22 protein-coding genes and 1 tRNA gene are annotated in these 25,578 nt (G+C 63.4%); 9 read left to right on the top strand and 14 right to left on the bottom strand.

Features of this window, described 5'->3' with window-relative positions:
- Window positions 1-3: 3 nt before the first annotated feature.
- Complete coding sequence (locus ASD58_RS10300; protein WP_057261004.1) at window positions 4-486, bottom strand: CinA family protein; 483 nt, start codon at window positions 484-486, stop codon at window positions 4-6.
- 205 nt (window positions 487-691) lie between these two features.
- Between ASD58_RS10300 and ASD58_RS10295 the strand changes: the two genes are divergently transcribed.
- From ASD58_RS10295 to ASD58_RS10285, 3 genes are read left to right on the top strand one after another with little or no spacing between them, the layout of a single operon-like run.
- Entirely contained in the window at window positions 692-1,255 is a 564-nt protein-coding gene (locus tag ASD58_RS10295) for a YfiR family protein (protein WP_162253003.1), read from the top strand.
- Complete coding sequence (locus ASD58_RS10290) at window positions 1,252-3,279, top strand: ATP-binding protein (RefSeq protein ID WP_307177289.1); 2,028 nt, start codon at window positions 1,252-1,254, stop codon at window positions 3,277-3,279. The genes ASD58_RS10295 and ASD58_RS10290 overlap by 4 nt, the downstream gene beginning before the upstream one ends.
- Window positions 3,276-5,870 (top strand): EAL domain-containing protein, encoded by a 2,595-nt coding sequence (locus ASD58_RS10285; protein ID WP_057261001.1) that lies wholly within the window; start codon window positions 3,276-3,278, stop codon window positions 5,868-5,870. Before ASD58_RS10290 ends, ASD58_RS10285 begins: the two co-directional genes overlap by 4 nt.
- A 353-nt stretch (window positions 5,871-6,223) precedes the next feature.
- Here ASD58_RS10285 and ASD58_RS10280 read toward each other — a convergent pair whose 3' ends face one another.
- Complete coding sequence (locus tag ASD58_RS10280) at window positions 6,224-6,610, bottom strand: DUF3224 domain-containing protein (protein ID WP_057261055.1); 387 nt, start codon at window positions 6,608-6,610, stop codon at window positions 6,224-6,226.
- Between the two features lie 96 nt (window positions 6,611-6,706).
- On the opposite strand from ASD58_RS10280, the gene ASD58_RS10275 reads away from it, so the two are divergent.
- Window positions 6,707-7,543, top strand: a complete 837-nt coding sequence (locus ASD58_RS10275) for an AraC family transcriptional regulator (RefSeq protein ID WP_082565336.1) — start codon at window positions 6,707-6,709, stop codon at window positions 7,541-7,543.
- On the opposite strand, the gene ASD58_RS10270 is transcribed toward ASD58_RS10275, so the two are convergent.
- The gene (locus tag ASD58_RS10270; RefSeq protein WP_057260999.1) at window positions 7,476-8,084 is read right to left on the bottom strand and encodes an RDD family protein; all 609 of its coding nucleotides are present in this window, start codon (window positions 8,082-8,084) and stop codon (window positions 7,476-7,478) included. The two genes, ASD58_RS10275 and ASD58_RS10270, sit on opposite strands and share 68 nt — an antisense overlap.
- 3 nt (window positions 8,085-8,087) lie before the next feature.
- Entirely contained in the window at window positions 8,088-9,053 is a 966-nt protein-coding gene (gene thiL, locus ASD58_RS10265) for a thiamine-phosphate kinase (RefSeq protein ID WP_057260998.1), read from the bottom strand.
- A gap of 529 nt (window positions 9,054-9,582) precedes the next feature.
- Between thiL and ASD58_RS10255 the strand changes: the two genes are divergently transcribed.
- Entirely contained in the window at window positions 9,583-11,895 is a 2,313-nt protein-coding gene (locus tag ASD58_RS10255) for an NADP-dependent malic enzyme (protein ID WP_057260996.1), read from the top strand.
- An 11-nt stretch (window positions 11,896-11,906) separates the two neighbouring features.
- Window positions 11,907-12,359, top strand: a complete 453-nt coding sequence (locus ASD58_RS10250; RefSeq protein WP_057260995.1) for a DUF2214 family protein — start codon at window positions 11,907-11,909, stop codon at window positions 12,357-12,359.
- On the opposite strand, the gene ASD58_RS10245 is transcribed toward ASD58_RS10250, so the two are convergent.
- From ASD58_RS10245 to ASD58_RS10240, 3 genes are read right to left on the bottom strand one after another with little or no spacing between them, the layout of a single operon-like run.
- Window positions 12,350-13,504: an MFS transporter gene (locus ASD58_RS10245; RefSeq protein WP_229209948.1), complete on the bottom strand. Its 1,155-nt coding sequence runs from the start codon at window positions 13,502-13,504 to the stop codon at window positions 12,350-12,352. The two genes, ASD58_RS10250 and ASD58_RS10245, sit on opposite strands and share 10 nt — an antisense overlap.
- 30 nt (window positions 13,505-13,534) lie before the next feature.
- Window positions 13,535-13,660 carry a hypothetical protein gene (locus ASD58_RS32535; RefSeq protein ID WP_255357325.1) on the bottom strand — a complete coding sequence of 42 codons (126 nt, stop codon included), beginning with the start codon at window positions 13,658-13,660 and terminating at the stop codon, window positions 13,535-13,537.
- 13 nt (window positions 13,661-13,673) lie between these two features.
- Window positions 13,674-14,159 carry a hypothetical protein gene (locus tag ASD58_RS10240; protein WP_057260994.1) on the bottom strand — a complete coding sequence of 162 codons (486 nt, stop codon included), beginning with the start codon at window positions 14,157-14,159 and terminating at the stop codon, window positions 13,674-13,676.
- A gap of 176 nt (window positions 14,160-14,335) precedes the next feature.
- Between ASD58_RS10240 and ASD58_RS10235 the strand changes: the two genes are divergently transcribed.
- The gene (locus ASD58_RS10235) at window positions 14,336-16,990 is read left to right on the top strand and encodes an AAA family ATPase (RefSeq protein ID WP_057260993.1); all 2,655 of its coding nucleotides are present in this window, start codon (window positions 14,336-14,338) and stop codon (window positions 16,988-16,990) included.
- Between the two features lie 64 nt (window positions 16,991-17,054).
- Here the strand turns inward: ASD58_RS10235 and ASD58_RS10230 are convergent.
- Window positions 17,055-17,139, bottom strand: a tRNA-Leu gene (locus ASD58_RS10230).
- A 510-nt stretch (window positions 17,140-17,649) separates the two neighbouring features.
- Here ASD58_RS10230 and ASD58_RS10225 point away from each other — a divergent pair.
- Together ASD58_RS10225 and ASD58_RS10220 are read left to right on the top strand one after the other, a co-directional pair.
- Window positions 17,650-18,048: a hypothetical protein gene (locus ASD58_RS10225; RefSeq protein ID WP_156401224.1), complete on the top strand. Its 399-nt coding sequence runs from the start codon at window positions 17,650-17,652 to the stop codon at window positions 18,046-18,048.
- 70 nt (window positions 18,049-18,118) lie between these two features.
- Complete coding sequence (locus ASD58_RS10220) at window positions 18,119-18,505, top strand: hypothetical protein (protein WP_057260991.1); 387 nt, start codon at window positions 18,119-18,121, stop codon at window positions 18,503-18,505.
- 6 nt (window positions 18,506-18,511) lie between these two features.
- Here ASD58_RS10220 and ASD58_RS10215 read toward each other — a convergent pair whose 3' ends face one another.
- From ASD58_RS10215 to trxA, 6 genes are all read right to left on the bottom strand, one after another.
- Window positions 18,512-20,425 (bottom strand): AAA family ATPase, encoded by a 1,914-nt coding sequence (locus ASD58_RS10215; RefSeq protein WP_057260990.1) that lies wholly within the window; start codon window positions 20,423-20,425, stop codon window positions 18,512-18,514.
- Window positions 20,426-20,609: 184 nt separating this feature from the next.
- A complete protein-coding gene (locus ASD58_RS10210; protein WP_057260989.1) occupies window positions 20,610-21,320 on the bottom strand; it encodes an ABC transporter substrate-binding protein in 711 nt (236 codons plus the stop codon).
- A gap of 84 nt (window positions 21,321-21,404) precedes the next feature.
- Window positions 21,405-23,129 carry a glycosyltransferase family 39 protein gene (locus ASD58_RS10205; RefSeq protein ID WP_057260988.1) on the bottom strand — a complete coding sequence of 575 codons (1,725 nt, stop codon included), beginning with the start codon at window positions 23,127-23,129 and terminating at the stop codon, window positions 21,405-21,407.
- An 88-nt stretch (window positions 23,130-23,217) separates the two neighbouring features.
- Entirely contained in the window at window positions 23,218-23,487 is a 270-nt protein-coding gene (locus ASD58_RS10200; protein WP_055933749.1) for a type B 50S ribosomal protein L31, read from the bottom strand.
- Window positions 23,488-23,767: 280 nt separating this feature from the next.
- Window positions 23,768-25,030: a transcription termination factor Rho gene (gene rho, locus ASD58_RS10195; protein ID WP_028101995.1), complete on the bottom strand. Its 1,263-nt coding sequence runs from the start codon at window positions 25,028-25,030 to the stop codon at window positions 23,768-23,770.
- Window positions 25,031-25,166: 136 nt separating this feature from the next.
- Window positions 25,167-25,493: a thioredoxin TrxA gene (gene trxA, locus ASD58_RS10190; protein ID WP_057260987.1), complete on the bottom strand. Its 327-nt coding sequence runs from the start codon at window positions 25,491-25,493 to the stop codon at window positions 25,167-25,169.
- Window positions 25,494-25,578 lie beyond the last annotated feature (85 nt).

Raw genomic sequence — 25,578 nt, 5'->3', positions numbered from 1 at the left:
AACTCAATTAATAAAGCGCAGCAAGCCTTTCAGCGAATGCTCGATGGTTTGCGCGCGCACCGACTGGCGGTCGCCGGAGAACACCAGGCGTTCGGTATGCACGGTGTCCGCGTTGGCCCAGCCAAAACAGACGGTGCCAACCGGCTTGCCCGGCACAGCGCCGGTCGGACCGGCGATACCGGTGACCGATACCGCCACATGGGCGTTGCTGGAGCCGAGCGCGCCCTGCGCCATGGCGGCCGCCACTTCTTCACTGACAGAACCGAATTGCGCCATCATGGCCGCTGGCACTTCCAGCATCTCGGTCTTGGAGGCGTTCGAATAGCAAACGAAGCCGCAATCGAACCAGCCGGTGGAGCCGGCAATTTCCGTGATCGCCGTCGAGATGCCACCGCCGGTGCACGATTCCGCGGTTGCCAACAGCAAGCCTTTGTCTTGCAGGGCCTTGCCCACCTGGGCGGCCAGTTCGTTGATGTCTGTACTCACTTGTGGCTCCTTTAGCAAACAAAAGCATTTGAGCCCATTCTAGCGCGCTGCTGTGCAGATTGACCACGCTGCACCGCAATAATGTGGCGTCACGACTAACTTGCAAGCCGGGGAAGGCTTTTGTGGTGCGATAAACCAATAATTGCGCCGCTGCCGGGTACTCAGCGATAGAATGCCCCAAATCCTCTGTTCGCGAGGCACGGTGGTGAGGACTCTCCAAGGAAGACGTCCCGTATTCTGGGTGGCGCTGCTGTTGGTTGCGCTGTGGCCCCTGCTCGCCCATGCCCAATCGAGCTCCAGCCTGGAGCGCCAGGTCAAGGCCGCCTACCTGTACAAGTTCGCCGGTTTCGTTGAATGGCCGGAGGGCAGTTTCGCCCGCCCGGACGCGCCAATCGTGATCGGCGTGGCCGGCGCCGATTCGCTGGCCGAGCAACTGGAGCAAACCGTGGCCGGCCACACCGCCAATGGCCGCGCGCTGCAGGTCAAGCGCGTCAAGCGCGGCGACAGCCTGGCCGGCATCCACATCCTGTTCATCCCCGCGCAGGACAAGGGGCTGGCGCAGGACCTGCTGGCGGCCAGCCGCGGCCAGCCCGTGCTGACGGTCACCGATGGCGATGAAACTTTCGGCATGGGCGGCATGATCAACTTCGTCATCGCCGACGAAAGGCTGCGCTTTGAAGTCTCCCTGAAACATGCGGCTGTGGCGCGCCTGAAAATCAGTGCGCGCATGCTGTCGGCCGCCCTGCGTGTACAGCAGGTGGCGGGATGATGGCGCGCCGCCGCTCCCTGCCGCAAAAGCTGCTTGGCGTGGTCATGCTGGTCACGCTGGTGGCCCTGCTGGTGTCGCTTGGCACCATCATTGCGTATGACTTGCGCGCCTACCACCAATCCCTGAGTTCCGACATGACCACGCAGGCCGAACTGCTTGGTCATATGAGCGCGCCGGCACTGACGTTCGACGACCCCCGCCTGGCCAAGGAAAACCTGGCCTTGCTGCGGCTGCGGCCCAAAGTCAACGCAGGCGCCATCTACAATGCACGCGGGCAGTTGTTCGCCACCTATGTGGCGCCAGGCGTCGACATCAGCGTGCCGGCTGCACCGCAGGCTGAAGGCGTGGCGTTCGAAGATGGCAAGATGATGCTGTTCCGGCGCATTCGCGATAACGGCGAGCTGCTGGGCACGGTCTACCTGCAGGCGGACTACGAACTGATGGGCCGTTTTGGCGACTACGTGATGATCGCCATCATCGCCACCTTCCTGGCGATGGGCATTGCCTACCTGTTGATGCGGCCCCTGAACAAGGTCGTCACGCAGCCGGTGCTGGCGATTGCCGATGTGGCGCGCGAAGTGATGGCGACCGGCGACTACTCGCGCCGCGCGCCGGGCACCAGCAACGACGAGGTGGCCGAACTGGCCGACTCCTTCAACAAGATGCTGAGCGAGATCGAAAGCCGCACGCGCGAGCTGGAAACTTCCAGCAGCGAAATCGCGCGCGAGGCGGAACAGCGCAGCAAGGCGCAGCAGGAAGTCATGCGCCTGAACGAAGAGCTGGAGCAGCGCGTGCACGAACGCACGCTGCAGCTCGAGCAGGCCAATAGCGAACTGGCGATGGCCATGCAGGAGGCAAAGAGCGCCAACCAGGCCAAGTCGGCCTTCCTCTCCTCCATGAGCCACGAGCTGCGCACGCCGCTGAACGCCATTCTCGGCTTCGCGCAAATCCTGACCTCGGAAAAACTGCCGTCAACACTGGTGCAAAAGCGCGAATTCGCCAACCATATCCTGAAGTCCGGCCGCCACCTGCTCACCCTGATCAACGAAATCCTCGACCTGGCCAAGATCGAGTCGGGCGCGGTGGCGCTGTCGCTGGAGCCGGTGGCGCTTAACGAAATCCTGCACGAATGCGAGGGCATGGTGGCGCCGCTGGCCAGTGCGCGCGGCATCCGCCTGCTGTTCCCGGATGGCTGCGTGGCCAATGTGACGGCCGACCGCACGCGCCTCAAGCAGATCCTGCTTAACCTGCTGTCCAACGCCATCAAGTACAACCGAGACGGCGGCGCCGTGGTGGTCGATTGCAGCCCGAGCGGGCCTAAGCTGGTGCGGGTCTCGGTGCAGGATACCGGCATGGGCCTGCGGCCAGAGCAGGTCAAGCAGCTATTCCAGCCCTTCAACCGCCTGGGCCAGGAGAGCGGGGCCGAGGAGGGCACCGGCATCGGCCTGGTGGTCACCAAGCGCCTGGTGGAGCTGATGGGCGGTACCATCGGCGTTACCAGCAGCCAGGGCGTGGGCAGCATGTTCTGGATCGAGCTGGAATCGACCGAGCCGACGCCGTCGCGCATCGACCAGAATGCCGAACGTCCGGCACAGCCGCACCGCCATGCGCAGGGCGAGCCGGCCACCATCCTGTACGTGGAAGACAATCCGGCCAACCTCAAGCTGGTGGAAGAAATCATCAGCTTCCGCCCCGACCTGAAACTGATTTCCGCGCCGGACGGCCACCTTGGCATCGAGTTGGCCCGCGCCCACCAGCCGGACATCATCCTGATGGACATCAACCTGCCGGGCCTGAATGGCATCGATGCGGTCAAGCTGCTGTCCACCGATCCCCGCACCGCGCATATCCCCGTCATCGCCCTGACCGCCAATGCCATGCCGCGCGACGTTGAAAAAGGCCTGGCGGCCGGTTTCTTCCGCTACCTGATCAAGCCGATCAACATCGACGAGTTCACGGAAGCGATCAACAGCACCATGGCCTTCCTGGTTCGCAGGGAGGAAGAAGGGAGTACGTCCAAGTGATCAGCCGCGACGATATCCTGAACGCCAAAGTCCTGATAGTGGACGACCAGCCGGTCAACGTGCAGCTGCTGGAATACTTGCTGCAGACCAGCGGCTACGTGAACGTCAGCTCCACCACCGACCCGCGCGTGGTGGCGCCCTGGCACGAAGAGCACCGCTATGACCTGATCATCCTCGACCTGCACATGCCAGGCATGAGCGGTTTCGACGTGATGGAGGCGCTGAAACCGCTGGAACCGGAATACCTGCCGGTGCTGGTGGTGACGGCGCAGCCGGACCAGAAGCTGCCGGCCCTGGATGCCGGCGCGCGCGATTTCATCAGCAAGCCCTTCGACCCGGTCGAGGTCCTCACGCGCATCACCAATATGCTGGAAGTGCGGCTGCTGCACCAGCAGGCGCGCGACTACAACGAGGTGCTGGAGCAGACGGTGCGTGCCCGCACCGCCGACCTGCAGCGCTTTCGCAGCGCGATGGACGCCACTGCCGACGCCATCTTCCTGATCGACACCAATACGCTGGCCCTGGTGGACGTCAACGAAGGCGCATGCCGCATGCTGGGCCACCCGCGCGCGCAACTGCTGTCGCTGGAACCGGCCCGGCTTGGCTTGGGCAGCCACGAAACCCTGTCGGCGCAGGCCGAGCGGGCCGGCCAGGCGCTGACGGCCCCGCACCGCGCGCCGGAGCTGACCGAGATCGAGCTGCTGCGCAGCGACGGTGCCGCCGTGCCGGTTGAAGTCTACTGGCTGCTGCAAAGCGAAGGCGAGTCGGCCCACCGCACCCTGATCTGCGTGGCGCGCGACATCACCGAACGCCGCCTGGCCGAAGAACGCCTGCGCCATATGGCGCACTACGACCGCCTGACCGGCCTGCCGAACCGCACCCTGTTCTTCCAGACCCTGGGCGAATCGATCGAGCTGGCGCAGGACAAGGAATGGCGCATCGTGGTGCTGTTCATCGGCCTGGACCGCTTCCGCAAGGTCAACGACTCGATGGGCGCCGCCATGGGCGACCAGCTGCTGCACGAATTCAGCAACCGCCTGGTGCAATGCGTGCGCCTGCGCGATACCGTAGGCCGCCTGGGCGGCGACGAGTTCGCGCTGATCCTGACCATGACCCGCGACCAGCAGGACGCCGTGCTGGTGGCGAACGAAGTGCGCGAAGCGCTGCGCTCACCGTTCGAGCTGGACGACCACCAGGCCACGCTGACCGCGTCCATCGGCATCGCCATGTACCCGGACGACGCCAACGATCCGGAAACGCTGGTCAAGTACGCCAATACCGCGATGGAGCGCGCCAAGGATGCCGGCGGCGACGGCTACCGCTTCTTCACTGCCGGCATGAACGTGCAAGTGCTGGCGCGCCTCGACCTGGAAATGGCGCTGCGCCGCGCGCTGGACAACAACGAGCTGGAATTGCATTACCAGCCCAAGGTCAACCTGACCACGGGCCGCATCAGCGGTGCCGAAGCGCTGCTGCGCTGGAACCGGCCGGGTTATGGCCTGGTCTATCCGGCGGAATTCGTCAGCGTGCTGGAAGACACCGGCCTGATCGTGCGGGTAGGCAGCTGGATCATCGACGCTGCCTGCCGCCAGATCGCCACCTGGCTGCGCACGCCGGTAGGCGGCGTGCATGTTGCGGTCAACGTGGCCAGCCGCCAGTTCGTCGAGGGCGACCTGGAGAACGACGTCCGGCAGGCGCTGGAACGGCACAAGGTGCCGCCCGAGCTGCTGGAACTGGAATTGACGGAAACGGCCCTGATGTCGAACGCCGAGCGCACCATCCAGGTGCTGACGGCGCTCAAGGAACTGGGCATCAAGGTGGCGATCGACGATTTCGGCACCGGCTATTCCTCGCTGGCTTATTTGCAGCGCTTCCCGATCGACAAGCTGAAGATCGATATCGCCTTCGTGCGCGACATCACCACCAACCCCAACGACGCGGCGATCGCGCTGGCCATCATCAGCATGGCGCACAGCCTCAAGCTGCGCGTGATTGCGGAAGGCGTGGAGACGCGGCCGCAACTCGAATACCTGCGCCGCAACCGCTGCGACGAAATCCAGGGCTACTTCTTCAGCCGTCCCCTGGCAGCCCCTGAAATGGGCGCGCTGGCCGAATCGGGCAAGAGCCTGCCGCCCGACCCCAATGTCGCCGCCGAACCGCCGCAAACCCTGCTGCTGGTGGATGACGACGTCAACGTGCTGTCCTCGCTGCACCGGCTATTCCGCCGCGATGGCTACCGCATCCTGACCGCTGTCTCGCCGGCCGAAGCCTTCGACCTGCTGGCGCTGTATCCGGTGCAGGTGATCGTGTGCGACCAGCGCATGCCGATCCTGAGCGGAACTGAATTCCTGGCCAAGGTCAAGGAAATGTACCCGGACACCATCCGCATCATCCTGTCCGGCTACACCGGCTTGGAAGCGGTGCTCGATTCCATCAACCGCGGCGCGATTTACCGCTTCTACACCAAGCCGTGGGACGACACCCAGCTGCGCGACAACATCCGCCTGGCCTTCCACCACTACTGGCTGATGCACGGCAGCGGCCGTCGCGCCGGCGAACCCGGCGAAGACCACACCGCACTCACCGGCTAGAGGATTGAAAGTCGGGGTCAGCTCCGGCAATCGGACATTTGGCGGGATTGGCCCCTGTTTTTTCAGGGTAAGTGCTGCTGCCGACAAACAGGCTGCGAACGTAGGCTCGTTTCGATGCGTCAGAGGAGACGCGGGTCCTGGTTGCGGAAGCAAATACTGTCGAGCTTGAAATTTGATTAAAAATGTCCGATTGCCGGAGCTGACCCCGACTTTCATGCACTTACCCAAAAAAATGCCGCCCTTGGGGGCGGCTGAAAACATTCACGGGAGAGAAGGTATGAATGTGGAGACAGGCAGGAGAATAGCCACCTGTTATGACCACTTCATGACATCACCTCGCCTATTGAGTCAGCTCAGCGCGGCGGGAGGCTGTAGGTGAAGGTGTAACGGTGCTGGCCGCCAGTAATATCGATGGTCATCGTGCCTTGCAGGCCGGTGAGCTCGCCGGTCGCGGAGTCGGGAATCACGCTGACGTTCAGCGTTGGCGTACCTTTGTCCATCAGGCCAAAGTGTTGCAGGAAGAAGCTGCCTTTGCGCCCTTCCAGCGTGGCCGTGACCTGTTCCAGTGCAACGTAGCCGGCGGAGCCCTTGACGGCGGTGCCGGCGGCCAGCATTTCGCCACGGCTGCTGCCATCGAGCGCGCCGTGGAAGGTCTTGGTGATGGATTGCCTGCCCCAGGTCTGGCCTTCGGCCGGCGCCTGGGGGGTGAGTTTGACGTCGAAGCTGCCTTCGATTTGCATGGGTTTGTCTCCTGCGTTGGCCGCCGCAGCGGCGAATGCGAATAGTAATGGGATCAGTGTTTTCATGCCGGCCATTATGTTAGTCTGCTCCGCCTGATGATTGGAAAAACGCGACAAATCGATAGCGAGCCGCGCGGCATTCTCGTGCCGCGTTTTGAGACGGGTACATTTCGCCACGAACGGCTGGCGCCGTGCGCGCAATTGGCCGGGCTGGTCGAACATTACTGGTTCGTCGGCTGGGACATGCAGGACCATCCGCCGCAGCAGCAGGAAACGCTGCCGCATCCCAATGTGCACCTGGTGATCGAGCACGATAGCGACGGCGTGTATGGCGTCCACACCGCGCGCTACACCAAGCTGCTGGCTGGGCAGGGTTTCGCCTTCGGGATCAAATTCAAGCCGGGTGGCTTCCGGCCTTTCCTCGGCCGCGCGGTGGCCGAAATTGCCGACCAACGCGTCGCATTGGCGCAGGCGTTCGGCGCGGATGGTGATGAGTTGGCGCGGCAGGTGCGCGCCTGCCATGGCGCCACTGCGCCGGTCGCGATGGCCGCCGCCGCAGAAGGGTTCCTGCTGGCCCGGCAGCCGCATGCCGATGCCGACGCCGGCCGCGCAGTGGCGCTGGTAGCGGCCATTGCCGGCGATCCAGCCATGCTCACGGTGGACGCCTTGGCGGAACAGGCAGGTATCAACAAACGCACTTTGCAGCGCCTGTTCCAGCAATACGTCGGTGTCGGGCCGAAATGGGTGATCAAGCGCTATCGCATGCACGGAGCCGTGGCCCAACTTCAGGCCGGGGCCGCGCCGGACTTGGCGCAGCTCGCACTAAGCCTGGGCTACTACGACCAGGCTCATTTCATCAAGGAATTTACTGCGCTGGTGGGGAAGCCGCCGGGCGAGTACCTGCGTCAATTGCTGCCGCCCGCAACACAATAGTTCTTGCTAGCCTGTCGCCGAGGCGCCTGCGGCTTTCGCCTGCGATGCTCAGCGCGTCAGGAAGGAACAGCAGCAAGGTCACGTTGCGGATGAAGGAGCTTGGCAGCGTCATGCGGCGCTCACCCGGCATGCGCACCGCACGAAGGCCCAGTAGGCGTTTGCCCAGCCCCTGGCCGGGAATGGCGTCCCTGAGCAACATGTACCCGCAAAACAAGACCCCAGCGTAAGGCAACTGTTCGCCCTCGAAGCGCGATTCAAGATGCGCCTCCAGAATGCCTGACGCCAGCGCAGCCGCGCCAAGGTCGATGGCGAATGCCGCCAGCCGGGCACCCACGCTGGCCAGGCGGCGTTCCTGCAGCGCATGGTGCTCTTGCAGGCGTTCGAATTCGCTCGCCAATATTCCCTCAATGGTGGCGGACGAAACGCCGCGCGCTGACAGGATTTGCAAAAGAGGGCGCTTGGCCTCTTCCGCCAGGTCGAGGCGCAAGTAGCCCAGTAGTTCCTCGGTGTCGAGGCGTTCGAATTGTTCGCGAAAGCTCATCGCTTACCCGGAAAAATGGTCGAAGCTGGACAGTTCCACTGCCAGTGGCGCGCCGGCGGCATCGGTCCAGCGCAAGCCTGCCGCGTCGTCGATGCGGCCGATGCGGGTGACCGGGGTACCGCATTCGGCGCCCGTGGCGAGGATCGCTTCGCGCCTTGAGGCGGGCGCGGTGAAGCAGATTTCGTAATCGTCGCCGCCGGCCGCAGTGAAGGCGCGGCGCAGCGCCTGGGGCTGGGTTGCCAGTACCGGGCCGGCCGGCAGCGCGTCCGCATTCAAGGTGGCGCCAACGCGGGATTTCTCGAGGATGTGGCCAAGGTCGCCCACCAGGCCGTCCGAAATATCGATGGCAGCATGGGCCAGGCTGCGCTCGGCCAGCATCACGCCCAGCGGCACGCGCGGCGTCGGGGTATGCATGCGCGTGCCGGCGGCTGCCAGCGCTTCGGCCGGCAAGGCCAATTCGCCGAGGTGGCCGGCCAGGGCCAGGCGCGCGTCGCCCAAGGTGCCGGATACCCAGACATCGTCGCCGGGGCGGGCGGCGCTGCGGCGCAGGGCACGCCCGGGCGCTACTTCGCCAAACACGGTGATGCAGATATTCAGCGGACCCTTGGTGGTGTCGCCGCCGATCAGCTCACAGCCATGCGCATCGGCCAGCGCGAACAGGCCGCGCGAGAACCCTTCCAGCCAGGCGCGTTCGGCGGCCGGCAGAGCCAGGGCCAGGGTGAAGGCCACCGGGCGGGCACCCATGGCGGCGAGGTCGGACAGGTTGACGGCCAGGCTCTTGTGGCCAAGGCGCTGCGGATCTTCGCCGGCAAAGAAATGCCGGCCCTCGACCAGCATGTCGGACGAAATGGCAGTCTGCATCCCCGGCGACGGGACCAGCAGGGCGCAATCGTCGCCGATGCCAAGGGCTGCGCGCCCCGGCAAGGGGCGCACGAAGTATTGTTTGATCAGGTCGAATTCGGAAAGCATCCCGCCATTTTAGCGGGGCACCCCAGCTTCGTCCTTATTTGGCTTATCGCGCAAGTAAACCCAGGTGCCGCCCGAAGCGAGCGCCGCCATTGCAAGCAAAGCAACATAACCGGAATCTTGCGGGGTGAAGAAAAGGGCGACAGCAGTCGCAGGGAACAGGACGCCGGACAGTCGGGACCAGGAATGCCAGATTGCATTTCGCATGGTAGTTACCTTCCGTAAAGTGCCAGTAAACCCAGTCTATGCAGGAAAATGCTATATGTAAAGTTGCTTTCGCTGAAAATTCCAAGCAAATCCGATTTAGCGCAACAAGATTTTATGGTTTCGTGCCGCAAGTCAGCATTGTCGCCTGGGCGACAGTTTATTAACTTGTTCGGCGGAAAAATCCCGTCGCCGAGCATGATTCTTGATTGAAAGGCAATGGAAACCGATGAAAATTCGGCATTGGTAAAAATACCTACGTTAGAGCAACCACTCTATCTGCTAGAATCGGAGGCTTTCGGACACAGGACAGAAGGGGCAGTACAGCATGGATTCGGGATCTGACAAGAAAGAAGAACTTCGTCAACAACTGCGCGCCGCAGCGCTTGAGTACCATGAGTGCCCCAAGCCAGGCAAAATCAGCGTTTCCCCCACCAAGCAACTGACCAACCAGCGCGACCTGGCGCTGGCCTATTCCCCTGGCGTGGCGGCGCCATGCGAAGAAATCGTCATCGACCCGGCCAACTCCTACAAGTACACTGCGCGCGGCAATCTGGTGGCCGTGATCTCCAACGGCACCGCCGTACTGGGCCTGGGCAATATCGGCCCGCTGGCGTCCAAGCCGGTGATGGAAGGCAAGGGCGTGCTGTTCAAGAAGTTCGCCGGCATCGACGTGTTCGACATCGAGATCAACGAGCAAGACCCGGACAAGCTGGTCGACATCATCGCTTCGCTGGAGCCGACCTTCGGCGGCATCAACCTGGAAGACATCAAGGCCCCCGAGTGCTTCTACATCGAGCGCAAGCTGCGCGAGAAGATGAAGATCCCGGTCTTCCACGACGACCAGCACGGCACCGCCATCATCGTTGGCGCCGCCATCCTGAACGGCCTGAAATACATCGGCAAGGACATCAAGAACGTCAAGCTGGTGGTTTCCGGCGCTGGCGCGGCAGCCCTGGCCTGCCTGGACCTGATCGTCGACCTTGGCTTCCCGATTGAAAACATCCTGGTCACCGACCTGGCCGGCGTGGTCTACAAGGGCCGCGCCGAACTGATGGACCCGGACAAGGAACGCTTCGCGCGCGAGACCCCGCACCGCACCCTGGCCGACTGCATTGAAGGCGCCGACATCTTCCTCGGCCTGTCCGCCGGCGGCGTGCTGAAACAGGACATGGTCAAGCAGATGGCGCCTAACCCGCTGATCCTGGCCCTGGCCAACCCGAACCCGGAAATCCTGCCGGAAGACGTGAAAGCGGTGCGCGGCGACGCCATCATCTGCACCGGCCGTTCGGACTACCCGAACCAGGTCAACAACGTGCTGTGCTTCCCGTACATCTTCCGCGGCGCGCTCGACAGCGGCGCCAGCACCATCACGCGTGAAATGGAAATCGCCGTGGTGCACGCGATTGCCGACCTGGCCCACGCCGAGCAGTCGGACATCGTTGCCACCACCTATGGCATCGCCAACCTGGCCTTCGGACCGGAATACCTGATCCCGATGCCGTTCGACCCGCGCCTGCTGACCAAGATCGCACCGGCCGTGGCGAAAGCCGCCGAAGATTCCGGTGTGGCCACCCGCCCCATCAAGGACCTGGAAGCCTACGCCGACAGCCTGCAGCAATTCGTCTACCGTTCCGGCACCTTCATGAAGCCGGTGTTCGCGGTGGCCAAGCAGACGCCGGCGGACATGAAGCGCATCGTCTACGCTGAAGGCGAGGAAGAACGGATCCTGCGCGCAGTGCAGGTGGTGGTCGACGAAAAACTGGCGCGCCCAATCCTGGTCGGCCGTCCGGCCGTGCTGGATGCGCGCGTGCAGAAATTCGGCCTGCGCCTGAAGCAGGGCGTCGACTACGACGTGATCAACCCGGACTTCGACGAGCGTTACCGCGAATACTGGCAGGCCTACTATGAACTGACCGCGCGCAAGGGCGTGACGCAGGAATACGCCAAGCTGGAAATGCGCCGCCGCCATTCCCTGATCGGTGCCATGATGATCAAGAAGGGCGATGCCGACGGCATGATCTGCGGCACCTTCGGCACCACCCAGCTGCACCTGCAATACATCGACCAGGTGCTGGGCCGCCGTCCGGGCGCCTGCGTCTACGCGGCGATGAACATCCTGGTGCTGCAGGACCGCCAGCTGGCGCTGGTGGACACCCACGTCAATGAAAATCCGAACGCCAACGAGCTGGCCGCCATCACCATCATGGCCTCGGAAGAGATGAAGCGCTTCGGCCTGGTGCCGCGCGCGGCCCTGCTGTCGCATTCGAACTTCGGCTCTTCCAACAGCGAATCGGCGCAGAAGATGCGCGCCACGCTGGACCTGGTGCGCCAGCGCGCGCCGGACCTGGAGGTCGACGGCGAAATGCACGGCGATACCGCGCTCGATTCCAAGCTGCGCCACAAGCTGCTGCCGAGCACCACCCTGAAGCAGGACGCCAACCTGCTGGTGATGCCGAACATCGACGCTGCCAACATCGCCTACAACCTGGTCAAGACCGCCGGCAATGGCATCGCGATCGGCCCGATCCTGCTGGGCTGCGCAGCGCCGGTGCACATCCTGACCCCGTCCGCCACCGTGCGCCGCATCGTCAACATGACGGCGCTGTGCGTGGTCGATGCGGTGTCGGAACGCGCTTAAGGAGAGCGGTGATGGCCGACCTGCTGCTGGCGATCGTGCATCACCTGCTGGCCTTCGGCATCGCCGCGGCCATCACGGCCCAGCTGGTGCTGGTGCGGCCGGGCATGCAGCCGCCGGCCGTGCAGCTCGCGGCCAAATACGACATCGCGCTCGGCGTCATGTCTCTGGCGCTGGTGGCGATCGGGTTTTCACGCGTGTTCTTCGGCGCCAAGGGCGCGGACTTCTACATCCATAACCACGTGTTCTGGACCAAGGTGGTGCTGTTTGCCATCGTTGGCCTGCTGTCGATCAAGCCGACCCGCGCCTTCCTGCGCTGGCGCAAGGCGCAGTCGGCCGATGCCGGCTTCGCGCCGGAAGAAGTGGAAATCCGCGCCATCCGCAAGACGCTGATGACCGAGATTCACATCTTCGCCCTGTTGCCGATCGCCGCCGCTGCCATGGCGCGCGGCTATGGCTATTCCTGAGAGGCCGTACCGTTGTGGTGAAAAGGAGCGCGCCAGGTGACCAGGAACGAGGGAATCGTGGCTGCCATGGCAACGGCAAAGTAGCTCACGTAGCCCATCATCTGCTGCAGATGACCGCTCACGATTCCGGTCAACATCATGCATAAGGCCAGCAGCGCCGTACCGAAGGCGTAGTGGCTGGTCGGGTATGCCCCCGGTGCCAGTTGCTGCATCAGGTAGATCATGTAGCCAACCGAACCGAAACCAAAAAAGAACTTCTCGGTGACGACACCGGCGCTGATGACCAGCAAACTTCCGGGCTGGTAAATGCTCATCAGGAGGAAGGTCACGCCGGGAATATTGACTGCGGCGGCAAGCATTAAAAGCAGGGACGGCTGCAAGCCGCGCCGCGTGACCAGGGCGCCGCCCAACAAGGAGCCCAGCAGGAATGCGCCCAGCCCGTAAGTCCCGTAAATGATCCCCAATAATTCATTGGACAGTCCCAGGCCGCCTTGCGCCACCGGATCAACCATGAACAGCGGGCCAATCATTTCAAGCAGCCCGATACTGGAGCGGAAGAAGAGCGCGAACGCAATCATGGCCCAGATGCCGCGCTTGCGAAAGAACGTTGCCAGCGAATCCCTCAGGGCGTGCCGGGCCCCATGCACCGACATGCGGGTATTTCCGGAACGCGCGCCATCCGGCATCGCCACCGAATGCCAGGCAGCCATTGTCAGCGCAATGGCGCCGACGATGAAGAAGATAATGCGCCAGGATTCGGCCCACGCCACCCCCGGCACCGCAGGGTCATGGTGAAAGTAGTTCGTATGTAGCCAGCCGCTCAGGAAAACCAGGCCGCCCGAGGCGACGATCGGGCCGATGCTCCAGCTCAGGCTTTGAACGCCACAATACAGCGCCTGGGTTTGGGCGCCCAGGGCGGTGACATACACGCCATCCGACGCGATATCCTGGGTCGCGCCAAAGAACGAAACCAGCAGCAACAGCACCATCAGCGAAGCCATGAAACCGGGCACTGCCATGAGCAGCGCGGCGCCCATAAAACCGAGGCCGACGGCAAGCTGAGTGCACAGCACAAAAAACTTCTTGGTGCGGTAGATTTCAACGACCGGCGCGAACAGCGGTTTGATCGTATAGATCAGTAGCAATAGACTGGCATATTCGGCCGCCTGGGCATTTTAGAGGCCAAGGTTCTTGAACATGATGGCCGTCGAGCTGGTAAGCGTTACGGACGTGAGCGCCATTGTGAAGTAGGCGCTAGGCACCCAGCACAGCGGCACTTCCTTGAATTGAGGGGCTGGCATGCAAGCGCGATGATCAGCGTGGAGCGCGTGCCGGGCCAGGGACGGCCTGTTGGCTGGCGAGCCGTTCAACCTGGGTGGCGAGCGTGGTCCTCATGGTGGAAGTCGGCGAACTTTTCGCCAACATGGTCAGCGATACGAACGTGTCGCGGATCGTCGCGGTACAGGTGGCGATCTCCATGGCATTGGCAGTCTGTGCATTGCAGAGAGGCCTGTCGATCGTTGCACCAGCTGGCAGCTTCACAGCTGTAATGGTGAGCGATGGCAAAGACTGGCCGGCTGGCGTCATGGTGCAGGTATCCACACCTTGCGGCGGCACGCCCTTTGCACCCGGGATATCCTGGTGTTTCAGCGTTGGCGTGGGAAAGGTCAGCTTGAACGCAATGAGCGTAACATGGATTGGATAAGATTCGTGAAATACTGCCAGGCAGAAGTCGCCAAATTCCGGGCGGCGCGACTGGATTATCAGCCCGCCGCTGCGGCAAGCAATTTCCATCACCATGATCCGGTTCCGGCAAGATTATTGCAATTACGATAATCATCAGGATTGCATTGCTATTTTTACCAAATACTTTGCGCGCTGGCCGGGCACCGCCTTCAAGCCTGCGCGCCTGATATATCGGCCTTGCAATCACGCCTGCCTTTGCTTAAATGTTTAGGTGTGACCGAAAGTCGACCATGTTGATTGAGCGTGAAGTCCCGTTGCAAGGTTTGCGGGAAATGGCCAGGCAGGCTGCGGCGGGCCAGGGCGGCACTGCGCTGGTGATAGGCGAAGCGGGGATCGGCAAATCGACCCTGCTCAAGGCGTTCGTGGCCGGCCTTGGCGCCGGCTACCAGGTCCTGCAAGGCGGCTGTGAAGACCTGTTCACACCGCGCGCCCTGGGCCCCTTGCGCGATATGGCGCCGCTGCTGGGCGATGGCCTGGCCGGCTTGCTTGACGGCGAGATCGGCAGCGACCGCTTGTTCCCCAGGCTGCTGGCCTGGCTGGCCGGTGCCCCCATGACCATGGTGCTGGTGGTGGAAGACGTGCACTGGGCCGACCAGGCCACGCTCGACCTTCTCAAATACCTGGCAAGGCGCGTCGCTGCCATGCGCGTGCTGCTGCTGGCCAGCGTGCGCAGCGACGAACTGATGGCTGGCCATCCATTCTGGCGCTGGGTTGGCGACCTGCCGCCGTCGAGCACCCAGCGTATCGCGCTGCCGGCGCTGTCGCCGCAGGCGGTGGCACGACTCGCTGCAGCCGCTGGACGCGATGCAGATGAACTGTATCGCATCACTTCCGGCAATCCTTTCTTTGTCACCGAATTGCTGGCCGCGGCCGATGCCAGCGGCACCTTGCCCTTGTCGGTGCGCGACGCGGTCTGGACCCGGGTCGCGCGCCTGGATAGTGCGGAGCGCGGCTTGCTGGAAGTGCTGAGCGTGAGCCCGGTGCCATGCGAGGACTGGCTGCTGGCCGGCGTGCTCGGTGTAGACGTGGCGGAAACTTGCGACCGCTGTGCGGCGCGCGGCTTGCTGGTGACGACTGCCGCCGGCCATTTGATGTTCCGTCACGAACTGGCCCGCTTGGCGGTGGCCAGCCAGATCGCGCCGGCCCGGCTGCGCGAACTGCATGACCGCGTCTGCGAAGCGCTGATCGCCCATGCGCCGCCACAGCGACCGGTCGAACTGGCGCGCCTGGTGCACCACGCCGCTGCCGCGCATGACCCGACCCGCGTGCTGCGCCTGGCGCCGCGCGCCGCGCGCGAAGCGGCGCGGCTGGGCGCCCACCGCCAGGCCGCCGCGCACCTGGCGACGGCGCTGCGCTTCGTTTCCGCCGCCACGCCGGCGCCGGAAGCGGCGCAGCTGTATGAGGAATGGTCATATGAAGCAGGCCTGGTGCGCATCGATGAAGACGTGATCGGGGCGCGCCACAAGGCAATTGAGTTGTGGGGCAGCCTGGGCCGCAGCGACAAGGTCGGCTTCAACCTGCGCTGGCTGTCGCGCCTGCACTGGTACCGCGGCGAAGCCGAACTGGCGGGGCGCTACGGCATGGAAGCCATCGCCACGCTGGAGCAACTGCCGCACAGCAGCGAACTGGCCATGGCCTACAGCCTGCGCTCGCAGCACGAAATGCTGCAGGACCGGCCGCAGGGCGCCATCGAGTGGGGCCAGCGTGCGCTGGCGCTGGCGGCCGAACTGGGCGACGTCGAAACCCGCATCCATGCACTGAACAATGTCGGCACCGTGCGCCTGTTCGGCGGCGACCCGGCCGGCCAGGCCATGCTGGAAGAAAGCCTGGCGCTGGCGCTCAAGCATGGCTACCACGAGCATGCGGCCCGCTGCTTCACCAACCTCACGGAATGCGCGGTGACCGCCAAGCGCTTTGCCCTGGCCGAACGGGTGGTCAGCGACGGCATTGCATTCGACACCGAGCATGACCTGGACGCCTGGACCCACTACCTGGTGGGCTGGCAGGCGCAATTGCGCATGGCCCAGGGCCGGCTGCCGAAGGCGGAAGCGATCGCCCGCGGCGTGCTGCAACTGCCGCAGCTGACCCTGATCATGCGCCTGCCGGCGCTGACTGTGCTGGGGCGCACCTGCGCCCGGCTCGGCAAGCCCGAGGGCCAGCGCCACCTGGAGCAGGCCTGGCAGGGCGCCCTGGCCACCGGCGAGCCGCAGCGCATGGTGGAAGCGGCGCTGGGCCGGATTGAAACCGCATGGATCGCGGGCGACCTGGATGACTGCCGCGCCAGCCTGGCCGCGCTGGTGCAATACGACATCTCCGGTGTCAACCTGTGGGACCGCGGCGAGCTCGCGTTGTGGCAGCACCGCGCCGGCCTGGCGCAGCCGGACCTGGATGCGGCTGCGCTGCCGCCTCCTATCGCCGCCGAACTGGCCGGCGACGGCGCTGCCGCCAGCGCCCAGTGGCGCACGCTGGGCCTGCCGTTTGAAGCCGGGCTGGCGCTGCTGGCCGTGGCGGGCGAGGGCGCCGCCCCTGCGGCCTTGCGCGCACTGGCCATGTTTGAGGAACTGGGCGCCCGGCCGGCTGCCGCGCGCGCACGCAGCCTGGCCAGCCAGCTTGGCAACGGCAGCGACTTGCCCAAGCTGCGGCGCGGGCCCTACCAGGCCGCGCGCAGCCATCCCGACGGCCTGACGCGGCGCGAAGCGCAAATCCTCGACCTGCTGCTGGCCGGCCAAAGCAATGCCGACATCGCACGCCGCCTGGTGCGCTCGCCGCGCACGGTGGAACACCATGTCTCGGCCCTGCTGGACAAACTGGGTGCGCACAACCGCTCCGAGCTTATGAGCCGGCTGCAGCAAAAAATAGGTGGGGAACAGCGGGAATCTGGGTAGCCTTACGGATGCCACGGCGCGCGCCGAAGCGTATATTGAAGGCAAGCGTTGGGGGAGGAAGAGGTGGTGCCCGAGGCCGGAATCGAACCGGCACGCCTTGCGGCGGCGGATTTTGAGTCCGCTGCGTCTACCAATTTCACCACTCGGGCCACTTAACGCGACGTGCATTATTACCGATTTGCCACCGCGCGGCAACCCTGCAGCAAATATTTAAGCTATTGGGTGGGGTGCGCAAATTGAAAAAAATGAGCGCCCGGCCAGCTTTCCAAGCAGAACAGCCGGGCGTAGGATGGACGAAGTCGAAGAGACACAGCGGCCACCACAGGGCCGCCGCAAGCGAAAGTTTGCTCCCATCGCGCCCGGCCTACCGGCAGCGGCGCAGGGCACCAGGTTTGGACAGCCGGCGCAGGTGCACCCCACCCGCCCCGGCCCCGGGCACCCTTCCAGATACGGCTCAGGGCGCTCCCCGGACAGCAATGCCGCACTGACGGCAAGTCCTCCAGGCCGATTTGCAGTTCGTCCGCAGATCATGCGTTCTATTCCACGGAACGCGCTGTTCGTCGCCCGAATCTGCACATCCGAACGCCCTTTGCTAATTTTGAATTGACCCCGCACCTTTTACTGACGACGGGGCGAACCAGGCGAACCAATCGGAGAAGATGATGAAAAAGCTGATGATGCTAAGTGCCGTGGCAGCACTGATGTTGGGTGGCAGCTCCTACGCTGCCGGTGTTGACGATGCAACCGTAAAGATCCAGGCCCCGCAAGGGAGTTTCAAGCTGTACAAGGGCACTTTCGACAACTACGCGAACCGCTATGCCCTGAGCAATGACCAGACCATCAAGTTCACGCAGTCGGGCGGCCACTACTGGGCACGCCTGAAACTGGAAGACCGGGTCGAGTTGTTCCCCGTTTCTGTCAATACCTTCGTGACGGCGGCCGGCACCCGCATCGAATTCCGCGATCGCGGCGAAGAAGTGGTGATCGAGAACTTCGAGCGCTTGCCGATGTCGGTCGCGATGAAGGAAACCAATGTGCGCGTTGTAGCTTCGCGCTAAGCCAGACAATGCAGCGGCCGTGGCGCATCAAAGCGGTGCGCCACGACGCTTTATTTGAAGGAGCGACGCCATGAAAACCCTGGCAGCGAGTGCTGCCGCACTTGCCTTGTTGTGGAGCGCTTCCGCCCTGGCGGGAGACGAACTGACGGTGCGCGTTCCTGCGCCCGGCAGCTATACCATGCAGCGCAGTGAGTTCCGCGACTACGCTTACACCTATGACCTGGGCAACGGCCAGACCGTCCGCTTCAGCCAGTTCCGCAGGCATTTCTTTGCCGAGCTGGGAGATGAGGCGCGCACCGAGTTGTTTGCGGTCGCGCCGGGGGCGCTGGTGACCACTGCCGGCACGCGCGTTGAATTCAATAACGACGGCTCGGAAGTCACCATCCGCCACTTCGAGAAGCTGTCTGCCGCTGCTGCGCCCGGCGGCAGCAATATCACGGTGATTGCCGCGCGCTAGCGGGGCTCAAGCCGCCTGCTTCAGGGGCGCCGCATCGAGGCGCTCCTCCAGCAGGGCAAAGATGGCATCCTTCGACAGCACATAGCGCTCCATCAGCTCTTCCTTGATGGACTCCATCACGGTCCGATAGTCGCGCATCGCGGCCAGCGTGGTGCTGTACAACTCGTCCGCCTTGGCTTCCACCTGCACCAGGGTATGCTCGTCGCCGGTCTCGCCGCGCAACTGGCTGTAATCGAGCTTGGAGCGTGAGTACATCGACAGGCGGTTGACCATCATGTTCAGCATCTTGGTGGCCTTCTCGATATCGTTCTGGCTGCCCACCGAAATGCCGCGCGCGCCATAGAACAATTCTTCCGCCGCCACCCCGCCGTACAGCTGCATGACGTCGCGTTCCATCTCTTCCAGCGTGCGCAGCGACATGTCGTCGCCGGCCGACAGCACATAGCCCAGCGCATTCATCTTCGACACCGCTTCGGTCGAAATTTTCAGCAGGTGCGACTTTTCCTTCACCTCGGCCAACGGCATGCCGGCGCGCAGGTAAGGGTCGATCTGCATGAAAAAGTGGCCCAGCTCGTGCAAGGCGATGCGTTCGCGCTGGCGGGTTTTCTCGGCCGTGGTGGCACGGTCGGTCAGGCCGATGGTGGCGCGCTCGAAGGCACGGAACATCAGGTCGGTATTGATCACGCACTTTTCCTGGATCGAGATCATCGAGGCGCGGTCGACTACGGTTTCCAGCAGGGCCGGGCTGAGGTTGGCCGTGATGTCCGCCACCTGGTCCAGGTCCATCGCGTTCCAGTCCACCAGGCCCTCCTGCTTGCGCTTCAGGAAGGAATCGAGCAGCGCGCGGCGTTCGCCCTTGTTCGGCAGGCGGAAGTTGATCTTCACGCTGAAGCGGCGCAGCATTGCCTCGTCCATGGCAGTCGAGGCATCGTCGAAGTTGGAGGCGACGATCCAGATCACGCCCTGGCCTTGTTCGCTCTTCACGCCGTCCAGCAAGCCGAGCAGGGTATTCGCGGTATCGTCTTCCCACTTTTTCTCGCCGCGGCCGCGCGGCATGAACAGGGCTTGCGCCTCGTCCAGGAAGATGATGCAGTTGCCGCGTGCGCAGGCTTTCTTGTACAAGGCGTTCAGGGCCTTGGAGCCGCCGCCCACGTAGCCCGATTCCAGTGCCGAGCCGGACGCCTGGATCAGCGGGTAGCCCAGGCGCTTGGCCAGGTAGCCGGCTAGCTTGGTCTTGCCGGTACCGGCCGGGCCGGTCAGCATCACGTTGAACGGCTTGTCGATATTGTGCTGCTTGTAGACTTCGCGGTTGCGGATCATGTCTTCCAGGTGCAGCACTTCCTGCTTGATGTCTTCCATCCCGATCAGGTCATCCATCGAACCCTTGAGCTGGTCCGGCGTGATCACGGCAGCGTTCATGCCCATGCCCGGCACGCCCCACTTCAGCACGAACAGCACCAGGCCCACCACGAAGATGTCGAAGGCATGGCGTTTCAGGAAAGCTTGCACGCTGGCCCACTGGCCGCCGTCGTCCAGCAGCACGCCCTTGTGGGCAGCCAGGAAGTCTTCCTTGGCGATGGCGTAGGGGATGTTATTGCGCAGCAGGACTTCGCGTTCCAGGCTCTGGTGCGAGGTGCTCGGCACCACCACCACGTGCAGCGTGGCGTCGTCCTTGAACTTGTAGACGTAGCGCGGCGAATCGGCCAGCGGGCGCGCGATCAGCAGGAAGTCCAGCTTGTCGCGCTGGGCCACCAGGGCCGTGATTTCGCCGATATTCTGCGAACGCAGCACCGGCGCGGCATCCTGCGCCACGTCGCCGCGCAGCAGCGCGAACGCCAGGGCGGCGGTAGCCAGCAGCACCAGGGTAATGCGTACCAAAGGGTTCTTGAGGGCGAGTTGGAGCTTGTAGATATTGAACATAGGCCTGGAAATCGCAAGGGTTTCTAGTGGGCCTATGGCCGGCGGCATACGCCTCGGCTGGCCCCAGTGTTGTCGGAAATGCTGTACGGCAACATTCCGCATATGGTGACTATAACGCGTAAACCAAGCGCGCGTTCGGTGCAGGCCAAAAAAACTTTAGTTGCGCAACAGGAATAAAAAGCATCTATTTGTTGGCTTGCCACTGTTCGTATTTTTTTTCCAACCTGGTAAACGTACCGTCCTTGCGCATGGCGTCGAGGGCGGCATTCATGCGTGCGACCATGGCGTCCGGCACCGAAGGATTGCAGGCCAGGTAGACTTTCACGTGGTGGAAGGTCAGCACCGGCACGATCTGCTCGGGAGCGGCATACAGGGCCAGCGCGCTGAGGTCATTGTTGCGCACGCCGACCGCCCACAGGTCGATGCGGTCGAGCAGCAGCTTTTTCGGGTTGGACGCATTGTCGGGCGCACCGTCCACGTCAAAGCCGCGGGCGCGCAGGAATTCGTCGCGCGCATCGCCGTTGTAGGTGCCGATGCGCAGCTTGCGCGCATCGTCCAGGCTGTGCACATCGTATTTGCGGCCGGCGCGGCCCATCAGCACCCATTGCGCTTCATCGGTGGGGCCGACCCATTTGAACTGCTTTTCGCGTTCCGGGGTGCGCGAGGTGGAATACACGCAGGTGTAAGGATCGCGCTGCGCCATGGTGAAGGCGCGCTTCCAGGGCAGCACGTCGATGCTGTAGGCGAAGCCGGTGCGGGCCAGCATTTCGCGGATCTTCTCGCTTTCGCGGCCCACTACCTGGTCGCCCACGCGCATGCTGGCCGGCGGCGAATGTTCGGCGGTGATGACGAGGGGCGGGGCTGCCAGCGCCACGGCGCTGGAAGCGAGCAACATTGCCAGATACGCTAACCCTGATACCATGCCTACCTCTTTGCTATCGTCCGGTACAGGATAGCAGGGAGGCCGGCCGGCGGACAATCAGTTGGCGTGAACCGTGCGGCGCTTGAACAGGCGGAAACGCTCGCTGCGGTCAGAGGCACGGCGCCCTTCCCATAGCGGTTCCCACTCGGCACCAGGCTGTTGCTGGTAGGCACGAGATTTGATGCTATCTTGCAACAACATGACTTGGCAGCGGCCCTGTTCCACGCCATTGAACGGCATCTTGCCGAAGAAGGCGAAGGACGCGCGCTGGGCGGCCGTGGCATTGCTCTGCACGCAATCGGTGCCCGGCGGCAGGGCCGCGGCCGCCTCGCGCGCCACGGAGGCGTAGCTCTTGCTGTAGTTCACATGCGGCAGGAACAGGGTCATCAGCAGGATCCAGATCAGGATCAGGCCGCCGGACGAGAGCACCACGGCGCGCCATAGCACGGCCGGGCGGCGCGACAGGCGCCAGTGCACCAGCACGAACCAGCCGGCGGTGGCGCACAGGCCGACCAGCAGCGACAGCCAGCTCACTTCGGGCGCGAAGCCGGGCAGCAGCTTGAGCACGTTATGCGCCGGTTTGGCCGGCCAGCCGGTCAGTTGGGCGTAATAGAAAATCCACAGCACGGCGGCGCACAGCGTCAGCACCATCACGCTGAACCAGTCGATGGCGTTGATGGCGCCGCGCTTCATGGTCAGCAAGCCGAAGGCGGCCATGATGGCCAGCGGCGGCAACAGCATCAGCAGGTGGCCCTGTTCGGGCGCCGGATTGATCAGCACCAGGAGGGTGGCCACGGTGACAAAGGTGGTCGGCACCACGATGTGCAGCAGGTTGCTCTGGCGGCGCCAGGCCCACACCGCCCAGGCGGCAAACGGCCAGGCCGGCCAGAAGAACCAGACCCCGACGCGGAAGAAGGTGCGCACGCCTTCGAAGCCGCCGACGGTGAGCTGGGCTTCATTCCATGCCATCCAGGCCGTCAGCGGCGCCTGGCCATAAGGACGGGCCAGCAGGGCGGGCAGCGCCCACAGCGCGGTCACTCCGGCGGCCACCGCCACGGCAAAAGCCAGGTCGCGCAGCGAGCGGCCGGCCGGCATGGACAGGAAGCGGGTGCAGGCAAACAGGGCCACGACCAGGGCCGCGGGTACCACCCAGCCGCGCGTCAACGTCAGCAGGCCGAGCCCGAGCCCGGCCAGGGCGGCATTGCGCAGCGAGGCCAGTTCCATATAGCGCACGCTGCGATACAGCGTGAGCGCCAGCAGCGACACCTGTAGCGGCTCGGCCGTGGTTTCATGGCTGTGGACCAGCAAGCCCAGGCAGCCGAGGTAGATCAGTACGGCGGCATCGGCCAGGGTGCGGCCGAAATCGTTCGGCTCCGGCTGGCCGCCGAAGGCCAGGCGCAGCGGCTGGGCTTCCGGGCGGCGGCCCAGGTTGAACGTGGCATACCAGACCGACATCACGCCCAGCAGGAAGACGCCGAGGGTGGCTACGCGCGCGCCCAGCACGTCGCCCATGGCCCAGCCGAACAGCTTGATGCCCAGGGCGCCCAGCCAGAACGCCAGCGGGCCTTCATCGGTCACCGACAGGCCGGCAATATTCGGCCACAGCCAGTCTTGCCAGCTGCCGTGCGCCATGGTCCACATCACGCCGAAGCTGGCTGCATCGTCGTTCTTCCACGGCTCGCGCCCGATCAGTCCCGGCAGGATATACAGCAGGCCCAGGGCGAAAAACGCCCAGCGGGGCAGGGTGCGGGTGGCAGCGGCAGGCAGACGGACTGGCTTCATCGGTCAGGGTTATTCTTTGGAAAGCTGGAGTATGACGGGTAAAAAGAAAAAAGGCAGCCGCGGCTGCCTTTTTTTCGCTGCGACGGGATTAGCCGTTTGCAACTGCGGTCTTGGAACCGACTTTGCCGAACTTCTGGCGGAATTTTTCCACGCGACCGGCGGTGTCGACGATCTTGTGCTGGCCGGTGAAGAATGGGTGCGATTCGGAGGAAACCTCGATCTTCACCAGTGGGTACTCTTTACCTTCGTGGGTCGCGGTGTCGCGGGTCTGGATGGTCGAGCGGGTGATGAACTTGAAGTCGCAGGACAGGTCGTGGAACAGGACTTCGCGGTAATCTGGATGGATATCAGCTTTCATGCTTTTCTCTCAATGTTGGTAGCCAAACAGCACTTCGTCGGTCCTTACTGCCTCTCGACCCGATTGCCGATCACTTGCCAGGGTTTAAATGAACTCGCGATTATACATCATAAAACCGGTAAACCTGGGTCTGACCCCCAATGAAACAACGGCCGGGGGGAGGGGGGCGCTGTTGACCTTCTCAAAAGATCAAAGTCGCACCACCCTCCCCCCGGCCGTAAGACCGTATGGGGTCTGACCCTGCGGGTCAGACCCCGGTTTACCGGGTTTGGCGGCGGAATTACCCGCCGCGGCGCATCATCTCAAAGAACTCACCATTGTTCTTGGTGGCGCGCATCTTGTCGAGGATGAACTCCATCGCCTCGATCTCGTCCATCGAGTACAGCAGCTTGCGCAGGATCCAGATCTTCTGCAGCTGGTCGGCCTTGATCAGCAGTTCCTCGCGGCGGGTGCCGGATTTATTCAGGTTGATCGAAGGGTAGACACGCTTTTCGGCCAGGCGGCGCTCCAGGTGCACCTCCATATTGCCGGTGCCCTTGAATTCTTCGTAAATCACATCATCCATGCGCGAACCGGTTTCGATCAGCGCGGTGGCAACGATGGTCAGCGAGCCGCCTTCTTCCACGTTACGTGCCGCACCGAAGAAACGCTTCGGACGCTGCAGCGCGTTGGCATCCACACCACCGGTCAGCACCTTGCCCGAAGCCGGGATCACGGTGTTGTAGGCGCGCGCCAGACGGGTGATCGAGTCCAGCAGGATCACCACGTCCTTCTTCATTTCAACCAGGCGCTTGGCTTTTTCCAGCACCATCTCGGCAACCTGCACGTGGCGGGTCGCTGGTTCGTCGAAGGTCGAAGCGACCACTTCGCCGCGCACCGAGCGCTGCATCTCGGTCACTTCTTCAGGACGCTCGTCGATCAGCAGCACGATCAGGGTCACGTCCGGGTGGTTGGTGGTGATGGCGTGCGCGATATGCTGCAGCATCACGGACTTGCCGGACTTCGGCGACGCCACCAGCAGGCCGCGCTGGCCTTTGCCGATCGGCGCCACCAGGTCGATGATACGGCCGGTGATGTTCTCGGTGCCGGCCATGTCGCGCTCCAGGCGCAGCGGCACGGTCGGGTGCAGCGGCGTCAGGTTCTCAAACAGGATGCGGTGCTTGGATGCCTCCGGCGATTCGCCGTTGACCTTGTCCACCTTCACCAGGGCGAAGTAACGCTCGCCATCCTTCGGGGTACGCACTTCGCCCTCGATCGAATCGCCGGTGTGCAGGTTGAAGCGGCGGATCTGCGACGGACTGATATAAATATCGTCGGTCGACGCCATGTAGGAGGCGTCTGGCGAGCGCAGGAAGCCAAAGCCGTCAGGCAGGACTTCCAGGGCGCCGTCGCCGAAAATCTGTTCGCCGGCCTTGGCGCGTTTTTTCAGGATCGCGAACATCAGTTCCTGCTTGCGCAGGCGGGCCGCATTATCGATATCGAGGCTGATTGCCATTTCCAGCAAAGCTGAAACGTGCATAGCCTTAAGTTCAGAAAGGTGCATAGCTGTTTGAGTGTCCCGTGACGGGAAAGTAAGGGTAGGGGAGGGAACTACGTGGTCTAAAGTATTAAGGGAAAGGTTTTTGGGCGCTTTCCCTGCCAATCAGGCGGGCTGCGGGCGCAGCACCGCCTATATTACATCAAATATTGCTGTCGATGAAAGAGGTCAGTTGACCTTTTGCCATGGCGCCGACTTTTTGTGCAGCTGGCACGCCGTTTTTGAACAGGATCAGGGTCGGGATGCCGCGGATGCCGAACTTGCCCGGCACGGCCTGGTTGCTGTCCACGTCCAGCTTGGCGATGGTCAGCTTGCCGTCGTATTCCTTGGCCACTTCTTCCAGGATCGGGGCGATGCTCTTGCAAGGGCCGCACCACTCGGCCCAGAAGTCCACCAGTACAGGGCGGTCGGCCTTCAGCACGTCGCTTTCGAAAGATGCATCGGTAATGTGTTTGATCAGGTCGCTCATGTTTTTCCTTAGTTGAGTGTTCGCCCGGGAATATCCCTTGCTGTTATCGCCCATCTGGCGACGAACTGCGCTAATTCAATACTGG

This window comes from Duganella sp. Root1480D1 (assembly GCF_001427305.1).
Taxonomy (GTDB): Bacteria; Pseudomonadota; Gammaproteobacteria; order Burkholderiales; family Burkholderiaceae_D; genus Rugamonas.
This window is presented reverse-complemented; position numbering and strand designations above follow the sequence as displayed.

Coding starts and splice junctions, on each gene's coding strand:
- ASD58_RS10290 (WP_307177289.1), top strand. CDS start 1,252: ATGATGGCGCGCCGCCGCTCCCTGCCGCAAAAGCTGCTTGGCGTGGTC.
- ASD58_RS10280 (WP_057261055.1), bottom strand. CDS start 6,610: ATGCAAATCGAAGGCAGCTTCGACGTCAAACTCACCCCCCAGGCGCCG.
- ASD58_RS10275 (WP_082565336.1), top strand. CDS start 6,707: ATGATTGGAAAAACGCGACAAATCGATAGCGAGCCGCGCGGCATTCTC.
- ASD58_RS10270 (WP_057260999.1), bottom strand. CDS start 8,084: ATGAGCTTTCGCGAACAATTCGAACGCCTCGACACCGAGGAACTACTG.
- thiL (WP_057260998.1), bottom strand. CDS start 9,053: ATGCTTTCCGAATTCGACCTGATCAAACAATACTTCGTGCGCCCCTTG.
- ASD58_RS10255 (WP_057260996.1), top strand. CDS start 9,583: ATGGATTCGGGATCTGACAAGAAAGAAGAACTTCGTCAACAACTGCGC.
- ASD58_RS10250 (WP_057260995.1), top strand. CDS start 11,907: ATGGCCGACCTGCTGCTGGCGATCGTGCATCACCTGCTGGCCTTCGGC.
- ASD58_RS32535 (WP_255357325.1), bottom strand. CDS start 13,660: ATGCCAGCCCCTCAATTCAAGGAAGTGCCGCTGTGCTGGGTGCCTAGC.
- ASD58_RS10240 (WP_057260994.1), bottom strand. CDS start 14,159: ATGGTGATGGAAATTGCTTGCCGCAGCGGCGGGCTGATAATCCAGTCG.
- ASD58_RS10235 (WP_057260993.1), top strand. CDS start 14,336: ATGTTGATTGAGCGTGAAGTCCCGTTGCAAGGTTTGCGGGAAATGGCC.
- ASD58_RS10225 (WP_156401224.1), top strand. CDS start 17,650: ATGATGAAAAAGCTGATGATGCTAAGTGCCGTGGCAGCACTGATGTTG.
- ASD58_RS10220 (WP_057260991.1), top strand. CDS start 18,119: ATGAAAACCCTGGCAGCGAGTGCTGCCGCACTTGCCTTGTTGTGGAGC.
- ASD58_RS10215 (WP_057260990.1), bottom strand. CDS start 20,425: ATGTTCAATATCTACAAGCTCCAACTCGCCCTCAAGAACCCTTTGGTA.
- ASD58_RS10210 (WP_057260989.1), bottom strand. CDS start 21,320: ATGTTGCTCGCTTCCAGCGCCGTGGCGCTGGCAGCCCCGCCCCTCGTC.
- ASD58_RS10205 (WP_057260988.1), bottom strand. CDS start 23,129: ATGAAGCCAGTCCGTCTGCCTGCCGCTGCCACCCGCACCCTGCCCCGC.
- ASD58_RS10200 (WP_055933749.1), bottom strand. CDS start 23,487: ATGAAAGCTGATATCCATCCAGATTACCGCGAAGTCCTGTTCCACGAC.
- rho (WP_028101995.1), bottom strand. CDS start 25,030: ATGCACCTTTCTGAACTTAAGGCTATGCACGTTTCAGCTTTGCTGGAA.
- trxA (WP_057260987.1), bottom strand. CDS start 25,493: ATGAGCGACCTGATCAAACACATTACCGATGCATCTTTCGAAAGCGAC.